The 24,921-nt window shown below is 54.6% G+C and carries 19 protein-coding genes and 7 tRNA genes; 7 read left to right on the top strand and 19 right to left on the bottom strand.

Annotated features, from left to right (window positions below; translation table 11 throughout):
• Positions 1–66: 66 nt before the first annotated feature.
• On the bottom strand, positions 67–1,491 hold the full coding sequence (gene miaB, locus LLF79_RS08960) for a tRNA (N6-isopentenyl adenosine(37)-C2)-methylthiotransferase MiaB (RefSeq protein WP_021242573.1): 1,425 nt from the start codon (positions 1,489–1,491) through the stop codon (positions 67–69).
• 135 nt (positions 1,492–1,626) lie between these two features.
• On the opposite strand from miaB, the gene ubiF reads away from it, so the two are divergent.
• Complete coding sequence (gene ubiF, locus LLF79_RS08955) at positions 1,627–2,802, top strand: 3-demethoxyubiquinol 3-hydroxylase (protein WP_227879396.1); 1,176 nt, start codon at positions 1,627–1,629, stop codon at positions 2,800–2,802.
• Positions 2,803–2,907: 105 nt separating this feature from the next.
• Here the strand turns inward: ubiF and LLF79_RS08950 are convergent.
• The 12 genes from LLF79_RS08950 to nagB all read right to left on the bottom strand — a co-directional run bounded on the left by LLF79_RS08950 (position 2,908) and on the right by nagB (position 9,778).
• Positions 2,908–2,982: transfer RNA gene (locus LLF79_RS08950), tRNA-Gln, on the bottom strand.
• A 36-nt stretch (positions 2,983–3,018) separates the two neighbouring features.
• A tRNA-Gln gene (locus LLF79_RS08945) sits at positions 3,019–3,093 on the bottom strand.
• A 42-nt stretch (positions 3,094–3,135) separates the two neighbouring features.
• Positions 3,136–3,212, bottom strand: a tRNA-Met gene (locus LLF79_RS08940).
• A 17-nt stretch (positions 3,213–3,229) separates the two neighbouring features.
• Positions 3,230–3,304, bottom strand: a tRNA-Gln gene (locus LLF79_RS08935).
• A 32-nt stretch (positions 3,305–3,336) separates the two neighbouring features.
• A tRNA-Gln gene (locus LLF79_RS08930) sits at positions 3,337–3,411 on the bottom strand.
• Positions 3,412–3,434: 23 nt separating this feature from the next.
• A tRNA-Leu gene (locus tag LLF79_RS08925) sits at positions 3,435–3,519 on the bottom strand.
• Positions 3,520–3,528: 9 nt separating this feature from the next.
• Positions 3,529–3,605 (bottom strand) — tRNA-Met (locus LLF79_RS08920).
• Positions 3,606–3,831: 226 nt separating this feature from the next.
• On the bottom strand, positions 3,832–5,496 hold the full coding sequence (gene asnB / locus LLF79_RS08915) for an asparagine synthase B (RefSeq protein ID WP_021242994.1): 1,665 nt from the start codon (positions 5,494–5,496) through the stop codon (positions 3,832–3,834).
• Between the two features lie 249 nt (positions 5,497–5,745).
• Positions 5,746–6,498, bottom strand: a complete 753-nt coding sequence (gene nagD / locus LLF79_RS08910; protein WP_008501057.1) for a ribonucleotide monophosphatase NagD — start codon at positions 6,496–6,498, stop codon at positions 5,746–5,748.
• Between the two features lie 46 nt (positions 6,499–6,544).
• Positions 6,545–7,765 carry an N-acetylglucosamine repressor gene (locus LLF79_RS08905; RefSeq protein ID WP_021242995.1) on the bottom strand — a complete coding sequence of 407 codons (1,221 nt, stop codon included), beginning with the start codon at positions 7,763–7,765 and terminating at the stop codon, positions 6,545–6,547.
• 8 nt (positions 7,766–7,773) lie between these two features.
• Positions 7,774–8,922 carry an N-acetylglucosamine-6-phosphate deacetylase gene (gene nagA, locus LLF79_RS08900; RefSeq protein ID WP_063617902.1) on the bottom strand — a complete coding sequence of 383 codons (1,149 nt, stop codon included), beginning with the start codon at positions 8,920–8,922 and terminating at the stop codon, positions 7,774–7,776.
• Between the two features lie 55 nt (positions 8,923–8,977).
• Positions 8,978–9,778 carry a glucosamine-6-phosphate deaminase gene (gene nagB / locus LLF79_RS08895; protein ID WP_227879395.1) on the bottom strand — a complete coding sequence of 267 codons (801 nt, stop codon included), beginning with the start codon at positions 9,776–9,778 and terminating at the stop codon, positions 8,978–8,980.
• A gap of 327 nt (positions 9,779–10,105) precedes the next feature.
• On the opposite strand from nagB, the gene nagE reads away from it, so the two are divergent.
• The 4 genes from nagE to chiQ all read left to right on the top strand — a co-directional run bounded on the left by nagE (position 10,106) and on the right by chiQ (position 16,125).
• Positions 10,106–12,058, top strand: a complete 1,953-nt coding sequence (gene nagE / locus LLF79_RS08890) for a PTS N-acetyl glucosamine transporter subunit IIABC (RefSeq protein ID WP_032663960.1) — start codon at positions 10,106–10,108, stop codon at positions 12,056–12,058.
• Between the two features lie 181 nt (positions 12,059–12,239).
• On the top strand, positions 12,240–13,907 hold the full coding sequence (gene glnS, locus LLF79_RS08885) for a glutamine--tRNA ligase (protein WP_063617901.1): 1,668 nt from the start codon (positions 12,240–12,242) through the stop codon (positions 13,905–13,907).
• Positions 13,908–14,353: 446 nt separating this feature from the next.
• Positions 14,354–15,751: a chitoporin gene (gene chiP / locus LLF79_RS08880; protein ID WP_008501064.1), complete on the top strand. Its 1,398-nt coding sequence runs from the start codon at positions 14,354–14,356 to the stop codon at positions 15,749–15,751.
• A gap of 47 nt (positions 15,752–15,798) precedes the next feature.
• Positions 15,799–16,125: a ChiQ/YbfN family lipoprotein gene (gene chiQ, locus LLF79_RS08875; RefSeq protein ID WP_025912725.1), complete on the top strand. Its 327-nt coding sequence runs from the start codon at positions 15,799–15,801 to the stop codon at positions 16,123–16,125.
• Positions 16,126–16,216: 91 nt separating this feature from the next.
• Here the strand turns inward: chiQ and fur are convergent, their stop codons facing one another.
• The 4 genes from fur to ybfF form a co-directional block, all read right to left on the bottom strand.
• Positions 16,217–16,663 (bottom strand): ferric iron uptake transcriptional regulator, encoded by a 447-nt coding sequence (fur, locus tag LLF79_RS08870; RefSeq protein ID WP_008501066.1) that lies wholly within the window; start codon positions 16,661–16,663, stop codon positions 16,217–16,219.
• 291 nt (positions 16,664–16,954) lie between these two features.
• A complete protein-coding gene (fldA, locus tag LLF79_RS08865) occupies positions 16,955–17,485 on the bottom strand; it encodes a flavodoxin FldA (protein WP_204624882.1) in 531 nt (176 codons plus the stop codon).
• A gap of 155 nt (positions 17,486–17,640) precedes the next feature.
• The gene (gene ybfE, locus LLF79_RS08860; RefSeq protein ID WP_008501068.1) at positions 17,641–17,928 is read right to left on the bottom strand and encodes a LexA regulated protein; all 288 of its coding nucleotides are present in this window, start codon (positions 17,926–17,928) and stop codon (positions 17,641–17,643) included.
• Positions 17,929–18,056: 128 nt separating this feature from the next.
• Positions 18,057–18,830 (bottom strand): esterase, encoded by a 774-nt coding sequence (gene ybfF / locus LLF79_RS08855; RefSeq protein ID WP_227879394.1) that lies wholly within the window; start codon positions 18,828–18,830, stop codon positions 18,057–18,059.
• Positions 18,831–19,013: 183 nt separating this feature from the next.
• Here ybfF and seqA point away from each other — a divergent pair, with 183 nt between their 5' ends.
• On the top strand, positions 19,014–19,562 hold the full coding sequence (gene seqA, locus LLF79_RS08850) for a replication initiation negative regulator SeqA (protein WP_008501070.1): 549 nt from the start codon (positions 19,014–19,016) through the stop codon (positions 19,560–19,562).
• Between the two features lie 24 nt (positions 19,563–19,586).
• On the top strand, positions 19,587–21,227 hold the full coding sequence (gene pgm / locus LLF79_RS08845) for a phosphoglucomutase (alpha-D-glucose-1,6-bisphosphate-dependent) (RefSeq protein ID WP_227879393.1): 1,641 nt from the start codon (positions 19,587–19,589) through the stop codon (positions 21,225–21,227).
• A 90-nt stretch (positions 21,228–21,317) separates the two neighbouring features.
• Here pgm and potE read toward each other — a convergent pair whose 3' ends face one another.
• Together potE and speF are read right to left on the bottom strand one after the other, a co-directional pair.
• A complete protein-coding gene (potE, locus tag LLF79_RS08840) occupies positions 21,318–22,631 on the bottom strand; it encodes a putrescine-ornithine antiporter (RefSeq protein ID WP_008501072.1) in 1,314 nt (437 codons plus the stop codon).
• A complete protein-coding gene (speF, locus tag LLF79_RS08835; RefSeq protein WP_032674369.1) occupies positions 22,628–24,826 on the bottom strand; it encodes an ornithine decarboxylase SpeF in 2,199 nt (732 codons plus the stop codon). Before speF ends, potE begins: the two co-directional genes overlap by 4 nt.
• Positions 24,827–24,921 lie beyond the last annotated feature (95 nt).

The raw sequence follows: 24,921 nt of genomic DNA, 5'->3' as shown, positions 1-24,921 counted from the left end.
GTTGCGGAAGATATTGGGGGCGATGAGAGGAAATACAAGGCCTGCCAAAGCGGCAGGCCTGAAGGATTATGGCTGGTAAATCCCAACGCCAGAATCGTTTTCTTTGCGGGTACGCGAGATCACGGATTCCGGTGACTCTGCAATACGCAGGCCCATTTCGTCTTCGGTGCGGACCACTTTCGCGCGCAGCGAGTTGGTCAGCACTTCGACAATCTCGACGTCCACAAATTTACCGATCATATCCGGGGTGCCTTCAAAGTTCACCACGCGGTTATTTTCCGTACGACCAGAGAGTTCCATAATGCTCTTGCGGGAAGTGCCTTCCACCAGAATGCGCTGTACGGTACCGAGCATGCGGCGGCTCCAGGCGTTAGCCTGCTGGTTGATGCGCTCCTGCAGAATATACAGACGCTGCTTTTTCTCTTCTTCCGGTACATCGTCAACCATATCGGCCGCCGGTGTTCCTGGACGCGCAGAGAAGATGAAGCTGTAGCTGACGTCAAAGTTCACTTCGCCGATGAGCTTCATGGTGCGCTCGAAGTCTTCTGCGGTTTCGCCAGGGAAGCCGACGATAAAGTCGGAGCTAATCTGGATATCCGGACGTGCTTCACGCAGCTTACGGATGGTGGATTTGTACTCCAGCACCGTATGGGGACGGCCCATCAGGTTCAGCACGCGGTCAGAGCCGCACTGAATCGGCAGGTGCAGGAAGCTCACCAGCTCTGGCGTATCGCGATAAACGTCAATGATGTCATCGGTAAATTCCATCGGATGGCTGGTGGTAAAGCGAATGCGGTCGATGCCGTCAATCGCGGCCACCAGACGCAGCAGCTCAGCAAAGCTGCCGGTCGTGCCGTCGTAGTTCTCACCGCGCCAGGCGTTAACATTCTGGCCCAGCAGGTTCACTTCGCGCACACCCTGCGCGGCAAGCTGCGCGATTTCAAACAGAATATCATCTGCCGGGCGGCTGACCTCTTCACCACGGGTGTACGGCACCACGCAGTACGTGCAGTATTTGTTGCAGCCTTCCATGATGGAGACGAAGGCGGTCGGGCCATCGGCACGGGGTTCAGGCAGACGGTCAAATTTTTCGATTTCCGGGAAGCTGACGTCAACGACCGGGCTACGGTTGCCGCGAACCTGATTGATCATCTCAGGCAAGCGGTGCAGGGTCTGAGGGCCAAAGACGATGTCCACATACGGCGCTCTCTGGCGGATCAGCTTGCCTTCCTGCGACGCGACGCAGCCGCCCACGCCGATGATCAGGTCCGGATTTTTTCGTTTGAGAAGTTTCCAGCGGCCTAACACGTGAAAGACTTTTTCCTGCGCTTTTTCACGAATTGAACAGGTGTTCAGCAGCAGCACATCGGCTTCTTTCGCATTTTCAGTCAGCTGGTATCCGTGGGTGGTATCCAGCAGATCGGCCATCTTGGATGAATCGTATTCGTTCATCTGACAGCCCCAGGTTTTTATATGGAGTTTTTTAGTCATCGACTTGCTCAGCTCAGGATTGCAAGCCGCGTATTGTAATGCTTTGGTGGGGTTGTGACCAGTATGAAGGTTATGTGTCTCAGGACCGCAAAAATCCGGTAAACTTAAGGGATTCTCCAATAAGGAAAATTGACCATGACACTCCAACACACCGAAGTTGCCGTTGTCGGCGGCGGTATGGTCGGCGGCGCGCTGGCGCTGGGGCTGGCGCAGCAGGGATTTGAGGTAACGGTAATCGAACAGGCGGCTCCGCCAGCCTACGATCCCGCCAGCAAACCGGACGTGCGCATTTCTGCGATCAGCGCGGCATCTGTCGATCTGCTGCGCGGGCTGGGCGTCTGGGAGGCAGTGCAGGCGATGCGCGCGCACCCTTACAGCCGCCTCGAAACCTGGGAGTGGGAAAATGCCCACGTCGCGTTTGATGCCGCAGAGCTGAAGCTGCCGCGCCTGGGGTATATGGTGGAAAACAACGTGCTCCAGCGGGCGCTCTGGCAGGCGCTGGAGGCGCATCCGAAGGTGACGCTGCGCGTTCCTGCGTCGCTTAAGGCGCTGCATCCTCACGAGCGTGGCTATCTACTGACGCTCGACAATGGCGATGAGCTGGCCGTGAAGCTGGTCATCGGGGCGGACGGCGCTAACTCGCAGGTCAGACAGATGGCGGGGATCGGGGGTCATGCCTGGCAGTATGAACAGTCCTGTATGCTGATTACCGCCGAGTGTGAGAATGCGCCGGGTGAAAGCACCTGGCAGCACTTTACGCCGAACGGCCCGCATGCCTTTTTACCGCTGTTTGATAACTGGGCGTCGCTGGTGTGGTACGACAAACCGGCGCGCATTCGTCAGCTGCAGGGGATGAACATGGAACAGCTGCAGCGCGAGATCCTGCTGCACTTCCCGAGCCGTCTGGGGCACGTCACGCCGGTCGCCGCCGGGGCGTTCCCACTCACGCGTCGTCATGCGTTGCAGTATGCCCGCGAAGGCTTAGCGCTGGTGGGGGATGCGGCACACACCATTCATCCGCTGGCCGGGCAGGGCGTGAACCTGGGGTATCGTGACGTCGATGCCCTGCTGGATGTGCTGGGCAGCGCCCGCGGACACGCGGAAAACTGGGCCAGCCATCGGGTGCTGAAGCGTTATCAGACGCGGCGTATGGCGGATAACTTCATCATGCAGTCGGGGATGGATCTGTTCTATGCGGGGTTCAGCAATGACGTAGCGCCAGTGCGTATTCTGCGTAATATAGGCCTGATGGCAGCGGAACGTGCCGGTGGCCTGAAGCGTCAGGCCCTTAAGTACGCTCTCGGACTCTAAACTTTTTTCCCTCTCCCCGTGGGAGAGGGCCAGGGTGAGGGCATCAGGCCGCACAATTCTGTACAAAAACAAAAAAGCCCGCAGAGCGGGCTTGTTTGTTTTAAGTGGCTGGGGTGCAGGGATTCGAACCCCGGAATGCTGGTATCAGAAACCAGAGCCTTACCGCTTGGCGACACCCCAATTGCGTTAAACAAGCTGCTTAACGACTTTGTAAATTGGCTGGGGTACGAGGATTCGAACCTCGGAATGCCGGAATCAGAATCCGGTGCCTTACCGCTTGGCGATACCCCAACAATTTTTTCTCATTACCGAAATCGATCGATAATCTCAATTTGGTGGCTACGACGGGATTCGAACCTGTGACCCCATCATTATGAGTGATGTGCTCTAACCAACTGAGCTACGTAGCCAGTACTGCAATCTTCGATGGCTGGGGTACCTGGATTCGAACCAGGGAATGCCGGTATCAAAAACCGGTGCCTTACCGCTTGGCGATACCCCAATACCGCGGAGAACCGCAAAATCGAAGAAATATGGCTGGGGTACCTGGATTCGAACCAGGGAATGCCGGTATCAAAAACCGGTGCCTTACCGCTTGGCGATACCCCATCCGTGCAACGCTTACCCGGGAATGGTGCGGGAGGCGAGACTTGAACTCGCACACCTTGCGGCGCCAGAACCTAAATCTGGTGCGTCTACCAATTTCGCCACTCCCGCAAAAAAAGATGGTGGCTACGACGGGATTCGAACCTGTGACCCCATCATTATGAGTGATGTGCTCTAACCAACTGAGCTACGTAGCCATCTTTTTTTCGCGTTACCTTATCGGCGTTGCGGGGCGCATTATGCGTATAGACCCTTGCAGCGTCAACACCTTTTTCAACGAAAATAGCCGGAATGTGACTGTTTGGTTAGGTTGCGAACAGCGTGACCGAATATTCGGCAATTATTGGTTATTAATCGGTTTTAGCTGTGCAAAAGCGGGGCAAAAAAAATCAGGCCCCGCAGGGCCTGAGATGAAATGCGTGATTATTTGTAGGCTGACTGGTGAACGCCTACCGCACGTCCTGACGGATCGTTCATGGATTTGAACGATTCATCCCATTCAATCGCTTTGGCAGACGAGCAGGCGACGGATGGACCACCCGGCACACACTCTGCAGCGCTCGGTACTGGGAACAGTTCTTCAAAAATTTCACGGTAGAGGTACGCTTCTTTCGAGCCCGGCGTGTTGTATGGGAAGCGGAAGCTTGCGGTTTCCAGCTGTTGGTCAGAAACCTGTTTCGCCGCTACCTCTTTCAGGGTGTCGATCCAGCTGTAGCCTACGCCATCGGAGAACTGCTCTTTCTGACGCCATGCTACGCTCGCCGGCAGGTAGGATTCAAAACATTCACGCAGGATATGTTTTTCCATTTTACCGTTGCCGCACATTTTATCCTGCGGGTTGATGCGCATCGCCACGTCGAGGAATTTCTTATCCAGGAACGGTACACGCGCTTCGACACCCCATGCCGACATCGCTTTGTTGGCACGCGCGCAGTCAAACATATGCAGCGCCTGGAGTTTACGCACGGTCTCTTCGTGCAGCTCTTTGGCATTTGGCGCTTTGTGGAAGTACAGGTAGCCGCCAAACACTTCGTCAGAACCTTCACCGGAGAGCACCATTTTGATGCCCATCGCCTTGATCTTACGCGACATCAGGTACATCGGCGTGGAGGCGCGAATTGTCGTAACGTCATAGGTTTCAATGTGATAGATCACATCGCGGATCGCATCCAGGCCTTCCTGCACGGTGAAGTGAATTTCATGGTGCACGGTGCCGAGGTGGTTTGCCACTTCCTGCGCGGCTTTCAGATCCGGCGCGCCTTCCAGGCCCACGGCAAAGGAGTGCAGCTGTGGCCACCAGGCTTCTGAGCGCTCCTGATCTTCCACGCGACGAGCCGCAAATTTCTTGGTGATCGCGGAGATCACGGAGGAGTCCAGACCGCCGGAGAGCAGCACGCCGTAAGGTACGTCTGACATCAGGTGGCTTTTCACGGAATCTTCCAGCGCCTGACGCAGCTCGGCTTTGTCCGTCACGTTGTCTTTTACCGCGTCGTAGTCGAACCAGTCGCGCTGGTAGTACGGACGGATCTCGCCGTCTTTACTCCACAGGTAACTGCCTGCCGGGAACTCTTTGATGGTGCGGCAGACCGGCACCAGGGCTTTCATTTCAGACGCAACGTAGAAGTTGCCGTGTTCATCGTGGCCCATGTACAGCGGGATAATACCGATGTGGTCACGGCCAATCAGGTAAGCGTCTTTTTCGCTGTCGTACAGGGCGAAGGCAAACATACCCTGCAGGTCGTCCAGAAACTCGGGACCTTTCTCCTGATACAGCGCCAGGATCACTTCACAGTCGGACCCGGTCTGGAACGCGTAGCGGTCGCCGTACTCGGCGCGCAGCGCCTGGTGGTTATAGATCTCACCGTTGACAGCCAGCGCGTGCGTTTTTTTCTCGTTATACAGCGGCTGTGCACCGGCGTTGACGTCAACAATAGACAGACGTTCGTGAGCCAGAATTGCTTTGTCACTGGCGTAAACGCCTGACCAGTCCGGGCCGCGATGGCGCATCAGGCGGGACAGTTCGAGTGCCTTTTTACGCAGTTCGCCCGCGTCAGTTTTAATATCCAGTACGCCAAAAATTGAACACATAACCTTCTCCGTTAACCCTGTTGCTTTGTAATGTTGCTTGCTTATGAAAATGCCGCAAAGGGGCAGGGCGCGCAAGCGTTTTACGGGCGAAAACGGAAATAGTGCAATGGTGGTTGCAGATCAGTGAAAAACGCGTATTTCATGAGCGCTTTTATTGATGATTATGCAATGAAAGTGCTTTTTCGTTAGATGTAGTCGTGTTTTGCAGGTGAGAAAATAAAAAACCACGCCCTGAGGCGTGGTTCGGTATCAGATGATGTCAATTTCATCGACAGAGGGGTAAATCCAGCTTGGGCGGAACGGCATTGAGTCAATGTCATCAAGCTGAGAGACGCCTGACAGGACCAGAATCGTCTCCAGGCCTGCCTGGAAACCGGCAAGAATATCGGTGCGCAGGTTGTCGCCGACAATCACGGTCTCTTCTGAGTGGGCCTGCATCTTGTTGAGTGCGGCACGGATGATCCACGGGCTGGGCTTGCCGACGTAGAACGGCTTGCGCCCGGAGATCTTCTCGATACCGGCACACAGCGCGCCGCAGGCCGGATAAAAACCGCGACCGTGGGTATCCGGGTTGGTCGCAATAAAGCGCGCGCCGTTAGCCACAAAGAAGGATGCCTTATGCATCATCTCCCAGTTGTAGGAACGCGTTTCACCCACAATCACAAAGTCCGGGTTGACGTCGGTGATGGTAAAGCCCGCTTTATACAGCTCATGGATCAGCGCGCCTTCACCGACCACATAGGCTTTTTTTCCTTCCTGACGCTTCAGAAAATCCGCCGTGGCCATCGCCGAGGTATAAAACACGCTGTCCGGGACGTCGACCCCCGCCGTGGCAAAGCGGTTTGCCAGATCCTGACCGGTCTGAGAAGGGTAGTTCGTGAGAAGAACCAGAGGCATTCCCTTGTCGATGATGCGGTGAAGAAACTCCGCAGCACCCGGCACGGCAACGTTGTCGTGCATCAGCACGCCGTCGATATCACAAATTACATTCTTAATGGTCATGGACAGTCCGACATTAAAAAAAAGAAGGCGTTACTATAAGGTCCGATCAACTTTCCAGCAAATGCTGCAGCAGAATTCCGTTGAGCATGGCGCGTTTGACCAGCGCGAACGCCCCAATCGCCGAACGATGGTCAAGCTTTGAACGAACCACCGGAAGATTCTGGCGGAATGCTTTCAGCGCCTGGGTGTTAATACAGCCTTCAATCGCGGGGAGCAGCACCTTTTCCGCTTCCACAATTTCACCGGCGATCACCACTTTTTGTGGGTTAAACAGGTTAATGGCGATGGCGATGGTTTTCCCCAGATGGCGCCCCACCTGCTCGATCACTTCGCAGGCCAGCGCGTCGCCTTTATTGGCGGCTTTGCAGATGGTGCCTATCTTGCAGTCGTCCAGCGTGACGCGGCTTTGGTACCCCTGTTCAAGCAGATGGCGAACGCGCTGCTCGATGGCGGTGTTGGCGGCAATGGTTTCAAGGCAGCCAAAGTTGCCGCAGTGGCAGCGCTCCCCGAGCGGTTCAACCTGAATGTGGCCGATCTCACCGACGTTACCGTTGCGACCGATAAAAATTCGGCCGTTAGAGATAATGCCTGCGCCCGTACCGCGGTGAACGCGCACCAGAATAGAGTCTTCACAGTCCTGGCTCGCACCAAAGTAGTGCTCTGCCAGCGCCAGAGAGCGAATATCGTGGCCCACAAAGCAGGTCACTTTAAAGCGCTTTTCCAGCGCGTCGACCAGCCCCCAGTTTTCAACCTGAATGTGCGGCATATAGCGGATCACGCCGCTTTCCGGGTCGACCAGACCGGGCAGAATCACCGAGATGGCGATGAGTTCGCGGATCTTGCGCTGACAGCTTTCAATAAACTGCGCGATGGTATTCAGCAGCGCATGCTCCAGCGTCTCCTGGGTGCGTTCCGGAAGGGGATAGTGCTCTTCCGCAATGGCTTTACTGCTCAGATCGTACAGCGTGAGCGTGGTGTCATGACGGCCCAGACGGACGCCAATTGCCTGAAAATTGCGGGTTTCGGTAATAATGGAGATAGCGCGGCGGCCCCCGGTGGAGGCCTGCTGATCGACTTCTTTGATCAAACCGCGCTCAATGAGCTGGCGGGTAATTTTTGTCACGCTGGCGGGAGCAAGCTGGCTTTGTTCGGCTATCTGAATACGTGAGATTGGCCCGTGTTGGTCAATCAGGCGATATACCGCCGCGCTGTTAAGCTGTTTAACGAGATCGACATTACCGATTTGAGCTTGTCCGCCAGGTGTCATACTTTTACTTACTCAGTGACGACCTCGTTACCATTAACGATGGTCTTAATAATTTTATAATCGTGTGTGAATGCCGTCAGGTTTGCAACCATACCTGGTGCAATTCCGCCAAGCTGTTTATCCACGCCGATAGCGCGCGCAGGATAAAGGGTGGCCATGCGCAGGACTTCATCAAGCGCAATTCCGCAATGCTCAACCAGGTTACGCACCCCTTCAATCATGGTCAAAGAGGAACCGCTCAGCGTACCGTTTTCATCCACACACAGTCCATTGCGGTAGTATATTGTTTTACCGGCAAAAATGAACTGCTCAATATTTGCACCTGCCGGTGCGGTAGCGTCCGTTACCAGGCAGAGCTTGTCACCTTTCAGCCGCTTGGCGTTGCGAATGTTGGTGTAATCAACGTGTAAGCCGTCCGCGATAATGCCGCAGTAAACGTCTGGCTCATCCAGAATCGCGCCAACCAGACCCGGTTCACGACCTGTGATGTATGGCATGGCGTTATAAAGGTGCGTCGCAAAGGTAATGCCCGCGCGGAAACCGGCTTTCGCTTCTTTCAGCGTGGCATTTGAGTGGCCCGCTGAAACCACAATTCCGGCGGCGGCCAGCTTGCTGATGACGTCCGTGCCGGTCATTTCCGGTGCCAGCGTCACTTTGGTGATCACATCGGCGTTGGCACATATGTAGTCAACCAGCTCCGCATCGGGCTTACGCACGTAATCCGGGTTATGCGTTCCTTTCTTGACCATGTTCAGCCATGGCCCTTCAAGGTGCAGACCGAGCGCCTGATTTGGGTGTTTGGCCAGATATTCGCGCATCACGCGGATACCCTGCTTCATCAGGTCATCACTGCTGGTGATGAGCGTTGGCAGATAGCTGGTGCAGCCCGATTTCTCGTTGGCTTTCTGCATGATCTCCAGCGTTTCTACCGTTACCGCATCGGCGGTATCATTGAATTGCACACCGCCGCAGCCGTTGAGCTGTACGTCGATGAAACCGGGGGAGATTACTGCTCCATTGAGTGAGCGCTGTTCAATCTCCGGCGGCAGTTCTGCCAGCGGGCAAACACGTTCAATCAGGCCATTCGCGATAACAATCGCGTGGTCATCCAGAATTTCATGGCCGGTATAAATCCGACCGTGGGTTAAAGCGTACATAACGACCCCCGGTTAAAAAAAGCGGCCGCCTCTTGAGAAAGAGGCGGTTATTCAATTACAGACCTTTGATGTTCTCGGCTTCTAACTCGTTGAAGTATTTCAGCGTTTTAACCTTCAGCTCCATCGTGGACGGCTCGTCGCAGACGATGACTGATTTAGGATGCAGCTGCAGACAGCTGATGGTCCACATATGGTTAACGTTGCCTTCAACAGCAGCCTGGAGCGCCTGCGCTTTCACGCCGCCCAGCACCAGAATCATCACTTCTTCGGCATCCAGCAGGGTGCCTACGCCTACGGTCAGGGCGTATTTTGGAACCTGGTTAACGTCACCGTCAAAGAAGCGGGAGTTTGCCACGCGCGTGTCATGGGTCAGCGTTTTAATACGGGTACGGGAAGCCAGAGAGGACGCCGGTTCGTTAAACGCGATATGACCATCATTACCTACGCCACCCATGAACAGGTGGATTTTACCGTAGGAACGGATTTTTTCTTCATACTGACGGCATTCTGCGTCAATATCCGGCGCGTTTCCATTCAGCAGGTTAATATTTTCAGCAGGGATATCAACGTGATCAAAGAAATTGCGGTGCATAAAGCTATGGTAGCTTTCCGGATGGTCTTTCGGTAAGCCAACGTATTCATCCATATTGAAGGTCACAACATGTTTGAAGCTAACCTGGTCTGCTTTATGCATCTCAACCAGCGCCTTGTAGGCGGTCAGCGGCGTGCCGCCGGTTGGAAGGCCAAGAACGAAAGGACGATCGGCGGTCGGCTTGAACGCGTTAATGCGGTTTACGATATGGCGAGCGGCCCATTTACCGACTTGTTCAGCAGTTGCCAGGGGAATCAGTCTCATTGTTCACCTCAAAGTTTAAGTAGAAGAGTGGGCGGATGGCTTCGGAACCTGATACTAAAGCGTAACCTGGAAACTTTCAGGCCGGATCAATCCGTCTTGATTTTTTGAATGATAAAATAAGTTTTCGCTGTTAGCCAGTGTAAGGGAGGGCTGAATACGATATTTGGTGACAAAAATCACAAAAAATAGGTGTTTAATTTGCGATACGAATTAATTTTTCACACACTCAGACTGCCAGTGAATTATCAACGGTATCTATCGTTCGTGACACAATAAAAACATAGTTTATGCGCGAGCCTGAAAAACGGGTCTCGTAGGGGGAATAGGATGAATATTTTAGGTTTTTTCCAGCGCCTCGGTAGGGCTTTGCAGCTCCCTATCGCCGTGCTACCGGTTGCAGCATTGCTGCTGCGATTCGGGCAACCCGATCTTCTTAACGTACCGTTTATTGCTCAGGCTGGCGGTGCTATTTTTGACAACCTGGCGCTGATTTTCGCCATCGGTGTTGCCTCAAGCTGGTCAAAAGACAGCGCGGGTGCTGCAGCGCTGGCAGGGGCAGTCGGTTATTTCATCCTGACGAAAGCGATGGTAACGATTAACCCGGAAATCAACATGGGCGTGCTGGCAGGTATCATTACCGGTCTGGTCGGTGGTGCTGTGTACAACCGCTGGGCAAACATTAAGCTGCCAGACTTCCTGAGTTTCTTTGGCGGCAAACGTTTCGTGCCGATCGCGACAGGTTTCTTCTGTCTGGTTCTGGCCGCTATCTTTGGCTACGTCTGGCCACCGGTACAGCATGCGATCCATGCGGGTGGTGAGTGGATTGTATCAGCGGGTGCACTTGGCTCAGGTATCTTTGGTTTCATCAACCGTCTGCTGATCCCAACCGGTCTGCATCAGGTGCTGAACACTATCGCATGGTTCCAGATTGGTGAGTTCACCAATGCTGCGGGCACCGTATTCCACGGCGACATCAACCGCTTCTACGCGGGTGACGGCACCGCAGGCATGTTCATGTCTGGCTTCTTCCCAATCATGATGTTTGGTCTGCCGGGCGCTGCGCTGGCAATGTACCTGGCTGCGCCAAAAGCGCGTCGCCCAATGGTTGGCGGCATGCTGCTGTCCGTTGCGATTACCGCGTTCCTGACCGGCGTAACCGAGCCGCTGGAATTCCTGTTCATGTTCCTGGCGCCGGTGCTGTACCTCATGCATGCGGTCCTGACCGGTATCAGCCTGTTTGTGGCGACCCTGCTGGGTATCCATGCTGGCTTCTCCTTCTCTGCAGGCGCGATCGACTACGTGTTGATGTACAACCTGCCGGCGGCAAGCAAGAACGTCTGGATGCTGGTGGTAATGGGTCTGGTCTTCTTCGTCATCTACTTCGTGCTGTTCACTGCGGTTATTCGTATGTTTAACCTCAAAACGCCGGGCCGCGAAGACACCAAAGATGAAGTGGTCACCAACGAAGCTAATAGCAATACCGAAGAGGGTCTGACCCAGCTGGCGACCAGCTATATCGCTGCCGTTGGGGGGACTGACAACCTGAAAGCCATTGATGCCTGTATCACTCGTCTGCGTCTGACGGTAGGTGACTCTGCGCGCGTCAGCGACGCAATGTGTAAACGCCTTGGTGCATCGGGCGTGGTTAAACTGAACAAACAAACTATCCAGGTTATCGTGGGTGCCAAAGCGGAATCCATCGGTGACGAAATGAAGAAAGTGGTTGCCCGCGGTCCGGTTGCGGCAGCATCAGCCGACAGCGCACCTGCGTCGACGGCTGCCCCGGTAGCGAAGCCGCAGGCCGTGCCTAACGCCGTGACGGTGGCCGCGCTGGTCTCTCCGGTAACGGGTGACGTGGTTGACCTTGAGCAGGTACCTGATGAAGCGTTCGCCAGCAAAGCGGTCGGTGACGGTGTGGCGGTGAAACCAACGGATAAAACCGTGGTGTCTCCTGCTGCCGGTACCATCGTGAAAATCTTCAACACCAACCACGCGTTCTGCCTCGAAACCGAAAAGGGTGCGGAGATCGTTGTCCACATGGGTATCGATACCGTTGCGCTGAATGGTCAGGGCTTTACTCGCCTGGTGGAAGAGGGCGCTGAAGTGGTGGCCGGGCAGCCGATTCTGGAAATGGATCTGGACTTCCTGAATGCCAACGCGCGTTCCATGATAAGCCCGGTGGTTTGCAGCAACATTGACGACTTCAGCGGTCTGGTCATCCAGGCGAAAGGTCAGGTTGTTGCGGGTCAAACCCCGCTGTATGAGATTAAAGGCAAGTAATCGCTCCTGAGTAGAGTCATGCCTTAAGCGGCGGGGGATATCCTCCGCCGCTTTTTTTTTTGCAGCAAATGCCCCCATTATTTTCATCTGATACGTATTTTCCGTAACTAAGGGTTGTCACTACGTCCGGCTTATAAGATCATATGCCGTTATACGTTGTTTACGCTTTGAGGAATCCACGATGAGTGAGGCAGAAGCCCGCCCGAGTAACTTTATTCGTCAGATCATCGATGAAGATCTGGCCAGTGGTAAGCACACCACAATTCATACCCGTTTCCCGCCGGAGCCGAATGGCTACCTGCATATCGGGCATGCGAAGTCCATCTGCCTGAACTTTGGCATTGCGCAAGACTACCAGGGACAGTGCAACCTGCGTTTCGATGACACCAACCCAGTAAAAGAAGACATCGAATACGTTGAGTCCATCAAAAATGACGTGCAATGGCTGGGCTTCAACTGGTCTGGCGATATCTGCTACTCCTCTGACTATTTTGATCAGCTGTATGCCTACGCGGTAGAGCTCATCAACAAAGGTCTGGCGTATGTAGACGAACTGTCTGCAGATGAGATCCGTGAATACCGCGGTACGCTGACCGCACCGGGTAAAAACAGCCCGTTCCGCGATCGCAGCGTGGAAGAGAACCTGGCGCTGTTTGAAAAAATGCGTGCCGGTGGCTTCGAAGAGGGCAAAGCGTGCCTGCGTGCCAAAATCGATATGGCGTCTCCGTTCATCGTGATGCGCGATCCGGTGCTGTACCGCATCAAGTTCGCAGAACACCACCAGACCGGCAACAAGTGGTGCATCTACCCGATGTACGACTTCACCCACTGCATCAGCGATGCGCTGGAAGGCATCACCCACTCGCTGTGTACGCTGGAGTTCCAGGACAACCGTCGTCTGTACGACTGGGTGCTGGATAACATCACCATTCCTGTGCATCCGCGTCAGTACGAGTTCTCTCGTCTGAATCTGGAATACACCGTGATGTCCAAGCGTAAGCTGAACCTGCTGGTCACCGACAAGCACGTTGAGGGCTGGGACGACCCGCGTATGCCAACCATCTCTGGTCTGCGTCGTCGTGGTTACACTGCCGCCTCTATTCGTGAGTTCTGCAAACGCATCGGCGTGACCAAGCAGGACAACACCATTGAGATGGCGTCTCTGGAATCCTGCATTCGTGAAGACCTCAATGAAAATGCCCCGCGCGCGATGGCCGTTATCGACCCGGTGAAGCTGGTTATCGAAAACTATCCGCAGGGCGAGAGCGAGCTGGTCTCCATGCCTAACCATCCGAACAAACCGGAAATGGGAAGCCGCGACGTGCCGTTCAGCGGCGAGATCTGGATTGACCGCGCTGACTTCCGCGAAGAAGCCAACAAGCAGTACAAGCGTCTGGTGCTGGGTAAAGAAGTGCGTCTGCGTAATGCTTACGTCATCAAAGCCGAGCGCGTAGAAAAAGATGCGGAAGGAAATATCACCACCATCTTCTGTACTTATGACGCTGAAACGCTGAGTAAAGATCCGGCGGATGGCCGCAAGGTGAAAGGCGTTATCCACTGGGTGAGCGCATCCCACGCGCTGCCGGTAGAGATTCGTCTGTACGATCGCCTGTTCAGCGTGCCTAACCCAGGTGCGGCGGAAGACTTCCTGTCGACCATTAACCCGGAATCTTTGGTGATCAAGCAGGGTTATGCGGAGCCTTCTCTGAAAGCGGCTGAAGCAGGCAAAGCGTTCCAGTTCGAACGTGAAGGTTACTTCTGCCTGGACAGCCGTCACAGCACGGCGGAAAAACCGGTATTTAACCGTACCGTGGGTCTGCGTGATACCTGGACGAAGATCGGCGAATAATATTGCTGCTCTGGTCAATGAGAAACAAACGCCGCATTATGCGGCGTTTTTTTATTTAACGATCAGAGTATTAAGCCAGGGGTTAAAGTGGCGTCATGAAAATAACAGGTCAATGAGGTGCTACTTATTTTTTTAAAAAAAGTTTGTGTCATTACGAAATTCAAAAGGGTTATAAAAAAGGAAACCGATCCCATGCCTGGACACTGAAATAGCTGAGAATTTCCCGTCATTCCTTGCCTTCCTGTAAATGTTACAAAGCACTACCAATTATGTGCACTTCGTCATAATCCTGACTTTTGCCCGCTGAAAAGCATTGATAATTCGCGTCGCGAAAAATAACCTAAAGACGGTAGTTAATTCGAGGGTATTTAACACTACCTCTGACCATTTGGTCTTTTTTATTTACGCCGTTTCAGGCGTTTTAATTCGTCAAAGAGGAATAATCTATGCGTACGTTCAGTGGCAAACGTAGTGCGCTGGCGCTGGCTATTGCCGGTGTGACAGCAATGTCGGGCCTGGTGATTGCGCCAGAGGCAAAAGCAGCGGGTTTCATCGAAGATTCTACCCTCACGGGCGGTATTTATTACTGGCAGCGTGAGCGTGACCGTAAAGACGTCACTGAAGATAAATACAAAACCAACCTCTCGCACTCCACCTGGAACGCCAACCTGGACTTCCAGTCAGGCTACGCCGCGGATATGTTCGGTCTGGATATCGCCGCGTTCACTGCGATCGAAATGGCGGAAAACGGCGACAGCGGCCACCCGAACGAAATCGCCTTCTCCTCCAGCAACAAAGCCTATGATGAAGACTGGTCCGGGGATAAGAGCGGTATCAGCCTCTACAAAGCCGCAGCGAAATTTAAATACGGCCCGGTCTGGGCGCGTGGGGGCTATATTCAGCCAACCGGCCAGACGCTGTTAGCCCCACACTGGAGCTTTATGCCGGGTACCTATCAGGGTGCAGAAGCCGGGGCTAACTTTGACTACGGTGACGCAGGTGCGCTGAGTTTCTCCTATATGTGGACCAACGAGTACAAAGCACCGTGGCACATTGAAATGGACAAGTTCTACCAGAACGATAAGAAAACCAAAGTCGATTACCTTCACTCGCTGGGTGCGAAATACGACTTCAAAAACGATCTGGTTCTCGAAGCGGCATTCGGCCAGGCGCAAGGGTATATCGATCAATACTTTGCCAAGGCCAGCTATAAGTTTGATATTGCGGGTAGCCCGCTGAGTACCAGCTACCAGTTCTACGGTACGCGCGACAAAGTCAGTAACGGTGGCGTCAATGATATCTACGACGGCACCGCGTGGCTGCAGGCGTTAACCTTCGGCTACAAGATCGGTCAGGTTGATTTGCGTCTGGAAGGCACATGGGTGAAAGCGGAAGGGCAGCAGGGCTACTTCCTGCAGCGTATGACCCCGACCTATGCTTCCTCCAACGGTCGTCTTGATATCTGGTGGGATAACCGCTCCGACTTCAACGCCGACGGTGAGAAAGCGGTCTTCTTCGGCGCGATGTATGACCTGAAAAACTGGAACCTGCCGGGCTGGGCCGTGGGCGCTTCTTACGCTTACGCCTGGGATGCAAAACCTGCCGACATGGCAACACCGGATGCTTACTACGATCCAAACTATCGCCTGAAAGAGTCTTCCTACAGCCTGGATGCTATCTATACCCTGCAGGATGGCCGCGCGAAAGGCACGATGTTCAAACTGCACTTCACCCAGTACGACAACCACTCCGATATCCCGAGCTACGCGGGCGGTTACGGCAACATCTTCCAGGATGAACGTGACGTGAAATTCATGGTTATCGCACCGTTCACCATCTTCTGATGAATCGTCCGGCGGGTTAGATCCCGCCGGACCGGAGACTGCAAATGATGAAAAAAATCGTAATCGTCGCGCTGTTGGCATCGGGGCTGGTGGCGTGTGCCCAGACTCAGGCACCGAAAGAGGACTCCCGTCTCAAGGAGGCCTACAGCGCCTGTATTAATACAGCGGAAGGATCGCCGGAGAAAATTGAAGCCTGCCAGAGCGTGCTGAACGTGCTGAAGAAAGAGAAAGCGCACGAGCAGTTCGCGACGCAGGAGAATGTCCGCGTGATGGATTACCAGGCCTGTATCCAGGCACGTAAAACCGGTAACGATCAGGAAGTGGCGAAGCGTTGCGATAAGATCTGGAACGAGATACGCAATAACAATAAATAAGTTGCTTTACGCCCGGTGTCACAGTGCCACCGGGCTTTTTTCTGGCAAAAAAAAGCCAACCTTACGGCTGGCTCAGAGTATGAACACTCACTTATTTTGCGTCATGCGCATGTTCATTTTCGCGGCAATCGCCTTCAGCGCAGTGACCATAAAGGTACAGGCTGTGGTTAGTGAGGCGGATACCGTGACGCGCGGCGATTTCACGCTGGCGCGCTTCGATAGAGTCATCGCTAAATTCAATGACCTTGCCACAGTCGAGGCAGATCAGGTGATCGTGGTGCTGCTGCTGGGTCAGTTCGAAGACAGATTTACCACCTTCGAAATTATGACGGGTGACAATGCCCGCGTCATCAAACTGGTTCAGCACGCGATAGACGGTAGCCAGCCCAATCTCTTCACCCATGTCGATAAGACGTTTATAAAGGTCTTCCGCACTGACATGGTGATTGTCTGGACCCTGAAGCACTTCGAGGATTTTTAACCGAGGAAGCGTAACTTTCAGGCCAGCCTTCTTTAATGCGGTATTGTTGTCAGTCATGCGGAATCTGTCCTGTTGCTAAACGATTCACTTCTGTAGGAAGTGACAGAAAATGCACCCGGGATAATGCGTCTCATTATAGAACTGCCATGGCTAAATGAAAACTGCAAGTCTCAGGCAAAATATGCTTATAAAAATGGGGTATCACCAACAAACTTGCTCGGTGGAAAACCACATTTTATCAGGGAGACATTGTACAGGTCTGGGCGAAAAAGTTAAAAGATTGTAGCAATTAATTTAATCGGTTTGACCTGGTGCGCGGGCGCAACCGCCGTTGCGCCGCGATAAAAATCAGGCGTTGAGAATATCGTCCAGGTGCAGTTCTTCACGGATCTGCTTAACCCATTTCTCGACGCGCTCTGAAGTCAGTTCTGGCTGACGGTCTTCGTCGATGGCCAGACCCACGAAATGATCGTCATCGGCCAGGCCTTTGGACGCTTCGAAGTGGTAACCGGCGGTTGGCCAGTGGCCGACGATCACAGCGCCATTCGGCTCAATGATGTCGCGGATGGTACCCAGCGCGTCACAGAAGTACTCGGCGTAGTCTTCCTGGTCGCCGCAGCCAAACAGGGCAACCAGCTTACCGTTGAAGTCCACTTCTTCCAGCGTCGGGAAGAAATCATCCCAGTCGCACTGGGCTTCGCCGTAGTACCAGGTCGGAATACCCAGCAGCAGAATGTCATAGCCTTCGAGATCTTCTTTGCTGCTCTTGGCGATGTCATGCACATCAGCAACGTCTTTACCGAGCTGTTTTTGAATGTTTTTCGCGATATTTTCGGTATTGCCGGTATCACTGCCAAAGAAAATGCCGATGATTGCCATGAGTAAAATAACCTCTTGAAACTTAATAGTATGGTGGCGCAATTCGGCCACGGATAAGGGCAATAATAGCAGAACTGGCAACCCTGCGGAAACAGCTATCGCGCAGGACTGCACTCTGTGCTACATGAAAAGGGTAATTAAAGGAATTTTCAGACTTATGCCTGGCTGCGCAGCATCTCAAGCTGGGCGATCAACATCTCTTCAATGAGCTCGCTGCGGCTAATATTTCGCGCGTCGGCCAGCTCGTTAAGCGCATCGACCGCGTCGGCGTTGAGCTTCAGTTCGACACGCTTAAGCCCACGATTTTTATCGCGTTTAAGCTGATTGCGTTTATTGATACGCAGCTGTTCATCGCGCGAAAGCGGATTCGTCTTCGGTCGTCCCGGGCGACGCTCATTCGCGAACAGATCTAGTGTCGTACGGTCCGTTTGTTCTTTGGCCATGATTCTGAGACTTCGGGGGAAACACGCCGCCCTGCTAATGCCCGGGCGATAAGCGCGCCATCATACATCACCAAAAACGGCGCGCCAACGACTGGAAGCCCGCAGCCTTCCAGTCGCTCTCTTTTTAATCAATTTGCAGTATCAGCAAGATAGCGGCGAATGGCGCGCTGCACGGCGTCAGGTTTTTCCGCATGCACCCAGTGTCCGGCTCCGGCAATGACGTGGGCACGAGCCTGCGGGAATTGCGCCAGTATGGCGTCGCGGTACGCGTCGGTAACGTAAGGGGAATTGCCGCCGCGAATAAAGAGGGTAGGGTGTGGCCAGGCGGGTACGGTTTGCCAGCCCACAATATTGTTGTACTTGTTCCAGAGCACCGGCACGTTAAAACGCCATTGCCCGTCAACAAACGACTTCAGCAGGAACTGGACGACGCCTTCTTCATCAAGATGCTCACGCATGACGGCAGCCGCCTGCTGACGCGTCGCGACACCCGCTTCGGTGACAGCATTGATGGCGGCAAAAATTTCGTCGTGACGGCGGACGTCGTAATCCACGGGCGCAACATCAATCACCACCAGGCCGTTAATACGCTCCGGGGCCAGCGCCGTCAGGGCCATCACCGCTTTACCGCCCATTGAATGCCCGATGAGGGTCACCTTTTGCAAGTCGTTGGCATCCAGCGTATCCCGCAGATCCTGCGCCATCGCGGCGTAGGTCATCTCGTCGGAACGGCCGGAAAGACCATGATTGCGCATATCGACCTGAAGAATATCGTGGTCGGTAACCAGATCGCGCGCCAGCACGCCCAGGTTATCCAGGCTGCCAAAAAGCCCGTGAACCAGTACGATGGGAGAATTATTGTTCGGCGATTGTGCAGTTTGCGCTCGGGTATTCAATTTCATGGCAAAGTTCTTTTTTTACGTATGTCAGGTTAGGGTATCATGTTGACCATTCTGCCGCCCGGCTGCAAGGTTCCAGTTTAATCTGACTTTTGCCGCCAACCTGGTTTGACGCTATCCGCTGTTGGGATTTGACCTTATAATCCCAATGACTTGTATTCAGATAAGATATCGCACTGGATTAAGATGAAAACAATCGAAGTTGATGACGAACTCTATCAGTATATTGCCAGCCAGACGCGGCATATCGGGGAGAGCGCGTCCGACATTTTACGGCGCATGCTTAAAATTTCCGCCGCTTCACAGCCTGCTACCCCAGTCACCAAAGATGTCGTGTCTCAGCCAAGCGTTGTTGCACAAGCAAAACCTGCCGTGACACCGGCAAAAGATAAAGTGCGCGCGATGCGCGAGCTGCTGCTCTCCGATGAATATGCGGAGCAAAAAAAGGCGGTTAACCGCTTTATGCTGGTGCTGTCTACACTTTATTCACTGGATAACAAAGCGTTTGCTGAAGCGACCGAGTCGCTGCACGGTCGTACTCGCGTCTACTTCGCGGGCGACGAGCAGACGCTGCTGCAAAATGGCAATCAAACCAAACCCAAACATGTTCCTGGCACCCCGTACTGGGTGATCACCAATACCAATACGGGCCGCAAGTGCAGCATGATTGAACACATCATGCAGTCCATGCAGTTCCCGGCGGAATTGATTGAGAAGGTTTGCGGTACAATTTAACCCTTGCATCAGAAGGACCCGGTAATGGCAAATCACAGCCGTGCAGGCCAACCTGCACAACAAAGCGATTTGATTAACGTCGCTCAGCTGACCGCGCAGTATTACGTGCTGAAGCCGGTCGTGGGCAACGCAGAACACGCAGTGAAGTTTGGTACATCTGGTCACCGCGGCAGCGCGGCTCGCCACAGCTTTAACGAACCGCACATTCTGGCCATTGCTCAGGCCATTGCGGAAGAGCGCGCTAAAAATGGCGTTACCGGTCCGTGCTACGTGGGGAAAGATACCCATGCGCTGTCTGAACCGGCCTTTATCTCCGTGCTGGAAGTTCTGACTGCGAACGGCGTCGATGTGATTGTTCAGGAGAACAACGGCTTCACCCCAACGCCTGCGGTCTCTAACGCCATCCTGGTGCACAACAAAAAAGGTGGCGCGCTGGCTGACGGTATCGTGATCACGCCATCCCACAACCCGCCGGAAGACGGCGGCATCAAATACAACCCGCCTAACGGTGGCCCGGCAGAAACCAACGTCACCAAAGTGGTGGAAGATCGTGCGAACGCCCTGCTGGCTGACGGTCTGAAAGGCGTGAAGCGCATCTCTCTGGATGCGGCCATGGCGTCCGGCCACGTAAAAGAGCAGGATCTGGTTCAGCCGTTCGTGGAAGGGCTGGCGGAGATCGTCGATATGGCGGCTATCCAGAAAGCCGGCCTGAAGCTGGGCGTGGATCCGCTGGGCGGATCCGGTATTGAATACTGGAAACGTATTGCCGAGCACTACAAGCTGGATCTGACCATCGTAAACGATCACGTCGATCAGACCTTCCGCTTTATGCACCTGGACAAAGACGGCGCGATCCGCATGGACTGCTCCTCCGAGTGCGCGATGGCGGGCCTGCTGGCGCTGCGTGATAAATTCGATCTGGCGTTTGCGAACGACCCGGATTACGACCGTCACGGTATCGTCACTCCTGCCGGGCTGATGAACCCGAACCACTATCTGGCCGTTGCGATCAACTACCTGTTCCAGCACCGTCCGCAGTGGGGCAAAGAGGTGGCTGTCGGTAAAACGCTGGTGTCCTCCGCGATGATCGACCGCGTGGTCGAGGCGCTGGGCCGCAAGCTGGTGGAAGTACCTGTGGGCTTCAAATGGTTTGTTGACGGTCTGCACGACGGCAGCTTTGGCTTCGGTGGTGAAGAGAGCGCGGGGGCCTCTTTCCTGCGCTTCGACGGCACGCCGTGGTCAACTGATAAAGACGGCATCATCATGTGCCTGCTGGCGGCGGAGATCACCGCGGTCACCGGTAAAAACCCGCAGGAACATTACAACGACCTGGCAGCACGCTTTGGTGCGCCAAGCTATAACCGTATTCAGGCCAGCGCGACGTCTGCCCAGAAAGCGGCCCTGTCCAAACTCTCTCCGGAGATGGTCAGTGCAAGCACCCTGGCGGGCGATCCGATCACCGCGCGTCTGACGGCGGCACCGGGTAACGGTGCGTCTATTGGTGGTCTGAAAGTAATGACCGAAAACGGCTGGTTCGCTGCGCGTCCATCCGGTACGGAAGATGCGTATAAAATCTATTGCGAAAGCTTCCTCGGCGCTGAGCATCGTCAGCAGATTGAGAAAGAAGCGGTAGAGATTGTCAGCGAAGTGCTGAAAAACGCGTAAGTGCGGTTTGTGTGCCGGGCGGCACTGCGTTTGCCCGGCCTACAACAACGATCGTAGGCCCGGTAAGCGCTAGCGCCACCGGGCTTTTTTTCAACTGTGCTTATTCTTCAATTCAAACCGCGGCGACACCAGACCGTACAGCGTCCAGCCCATAAAGGTCACCATCGCACCATACAGCATCGCTTCCTGGCCGGAGGAATAGAGCGCATAGAAGCTGTAGATTGCGCCAATCAGCGCCACGATATTGGCCGCACGCGCCTTGCGCGGATCCACCTTCGCAACCTTCTGAATAATCACCAGCGCCGCCATCGACAGAATATACGGAATGATGTTCGTCACCACCGCCAGGTTGACCAGCACGTTGAACTGGCTGTTCAGCGACGGGCTAATGGTCATCAGCGACAATCCGCTCTGGAAGATAACAATCGCCAGCATGCCCTGCACCGGCGCATCGGCTTTGGTCACACGGGAGAAGATTTTTGGGAAGTAACCTTCATCAGCCGAAGATTTAAATACCTGTGCGATGGTGAACTGCCAGCCAAGCAGTGAACCGCAGCATGACATGACCATCAGACCCATAATCACTTTCCCGACTTCCGGCGTGAACATCTGCGCGAAGGCCAGCCCGAACGGCGCCGTGGAGTTGGCCAGATCCATGTTCGGAACGATGCCCGCGATGACGTTTGTCGAGACGATATAGATCACCGCTGCGCCCAGCGTACCGCCGAGGACCGCAATCGGCACGTTCTTTTCAGGGTTATCAACCACTTCTGCGTTGGCGCAGGCGGATTCCAGGCCCAGGAAGGCCCAAAGCGTCATGGCGATAGAAGAGCCGACTGCGCTGAAGAACGGCACATGGTGCGGGTTCCAGGAGTTGGCGTACAGGGTCGGGCTGAACCAGAACCAGCCGATGATGCACAGGCCGACGACTGGAATAATCACGCCCCAGACGGTGATGCTGGAGAGCTGTCCGGTGATACGCGCCCCGCCAAAGTTAGCCACGGTGCAGATCCACAGCACGCCGATGGTGGCCAGGCCAATCTGTACCGGGCTAAGCGTCGCGCCAAACAGCTCCGTACCGTAGCCCACGGCGGAGATGGCAATCGCCACGTTGGCGATCAGCAGTGACACCCCGTAGGTATAGTTGGCCATAAAGTTGCCCGACTTGCCAAAGGCATACTCGGCGTAGCCCCCCATGCCGCCTGACTTGCGGCTGAACATCCCGCACTTGGCAAACGCCCACGCCAGCGCCATCGAGCCGACGGCGGTCACCAGCCAGGAGATAATTGAAATGGTTCCTACTTCGGCAAGCTTGGTGGGCAGCATAATGATCCCTGAACCCATCATGTTCACCATGGTGAGGATGGTCAGCTGCACCACGCCCATCTTATTGGACTTACTCATAATTTCTCTCCTTTCAGCAGCGCGGGCTGAGCGGCGGGTTGTTTGATGACGTTACAGCGAACCTGTTTGCGGCCCTCGCACTCTTCGACGTACACACCCTGCAGCTCCGGCGCGAAGCCCGGCAGCAGGTTGATGCCTTCTTCCAGCGCGGCGAAGTAGCGCAGCACGGAGCCGCCCCAGACCTCCCCTGGAACCACGCACAATACCCCCGGTGGATAAGGGAGGGCGCCTTCCGCGGCGATGCGGCCTTCCGCGTCGCGCAGGGAGACCAGTTCCACTTCTCCGCGCAGATAGGCGTAGTTCGCGTCCTGCGGGTTCATCATCACGCGCGGGAAGTGAGACTTGCGGAACATCTCTTTCTGCAGCTGTTTGACATTGTGACGGGCGTACAGGTCATGCATCTCCTGGCAGATCTGGCGCAGGGTGTAATCCGCGTAACGTTCCGGATGTTGTCTGCAGATGGAAGGCAGCACCTCTTTTAATGGAGCATCGCTCTCGAGCAGTTTTTCGAAACGCACCAGCTGCGCCACCAGCTGCTGCAGCTTGCCCATATCTTCCGCAGGCGTGAGCAGGAACAGGATCGAGTTGAGATCGCATTTCTCCGGCACGATGCCGTTTTCACGCAGGAAGTTGGCGAGGATGGTGGCAGGCACGCCGAAGCCGTCATACTCCCCGGTGCGGGCGTTAATGCCCGGCGTGGTCAGCAGAAGCTTGCACGGGTCAATAAAATACTGATGCTCGGCGTAGCCTTCAAAAGCGTGCCAGTTTTCACCCGGTACGAAGTGGAAGAAGCGCAGATCGGTCGCAATCTCCGCCGTGTCCCAGCTTTCCCACGGACGGCCATCCACCGTCTCCGGCACGAAGGGGCGCAGATACTGGCAGTTCTCCAGGATTAATTTTCGCGCCTCAATCCCGTTCACCACGCAGTCCATCCACATGTTGCGGCCGCTCTGGCCTTCATGCATACGGGCGTTGATGTCCAGCGCGGCAAACAGCGGATAGAACGGGCTGGTGGAGGCGTGCATCATAAAGGCATTATTCAGCCTCTTATGCGGGACATAGCGCTGCTGACCTTTGATGTGGCTGTCTTTCTTGTGAATTTGCGAGGTCTGGGAGAAGCCGGCCTGCTGTTTATGCACCGACTGGGTAACCAAAATCCCCGGGTCGTTTTCGTTCAGCTCCAGCAGCAGTGGCGAGCAGTCGGCCATCATTGGAATAAACTGCTCGTAACCCACCCAGGCCGAGTCAAACAGGATGTAATCACACAGGTGCCCAATCTTATCCACCACCTGGCGGGCGTTATAGATGGTGCCATCGTAGGTGCCCAGCTGGATCACCGCCAGACGGAACGGACGCGCATCGCGTGCACGGCCGGGTGCGACTTCTGCCACCAGCTCGCGAAGATAGCTTTCTTCAAAACAGTGGGCGTCAATGCCGCCGATAAAGCCGTACGGGTTGCGCGCGGTTTCCAGATAGACCGGCGTTGCGCCTGCCTGGAGGAGAGCACCGTGATGGTTGGATTTGTGGTTATTACGGTCGAACAGCACCAGGTCGCCCGGGGTGAGCAGGGCGTTAAGCACCACTTTGTTGGATGACGAGGTGCCGTTGAGCACGAAGTAGGTCTTATCGGCATTAAAGACCTTCGCCGCATGCTGCTGTGCGATGCACGGCGCGCCCTCGTGAATCAGCAGATCGCCCATTGCCACGTCGGCGTTGCACAGATCGGCGCGGAAAAGCGTCTCGCCAAAGAAATCAACGAACTGATTACCGGCAGGATGGCGGCGGAAGAACTGGCCGCCCTGATGCCCCGGACAGTCAAACGCGCTGTTGCCCTGTTTTACATAGTCGACCAGGGCGCGGAAAAACGGCGGGCGCAGCTGGGTTTCATACTTCAGGGCAGCCGCCTCCAGCTGGCGTCCATAAAAGTCGTTGCTGGTGTCTGAATACTCAAATACGCCATGAATGCGCGATAAATAATCTGCCGGAATGAATTCTTCTTTATGCGTCGCGACAAAAACAGGAATGCCAAATCCGGTGGCTTCTATTTCTTCCAGTATGCCGTCGGTAATATCACTGACCGCCAGCACAATAGCGGCAACGTCGATATAATCCGAGGCCCGGACATCCACCAGTTCACGCTGGGTGGTAAAGCAATCCGGACATGCGCGGCTGGCTGCGATTTTTAAACTTTTCATCTTTCTCTCTTTATTTTAGGTAATAAGCGTCCCTCGATTTCTTGCAAAAAAGAAATCGATAATTTTCCGGAAAAAAAGCAAAGGGTGGCTGCTGA

The sequence above is a fragment of the Enterobacter cloacae complex sp. 2021EL-01169 genome (assembly GCF_020733125.1).
In the GTDB taxonomy this organism is placed as follows: Bacteria; Pseudomonadota; Gammaproteobacteria; order Enterobacterales; family Enterobacteriaceae; genus Enterobacter; species Enterobacter roggenkampii.
This window is presented reverse-complemented; position numbering and strand designations above follow the sequence as displayed.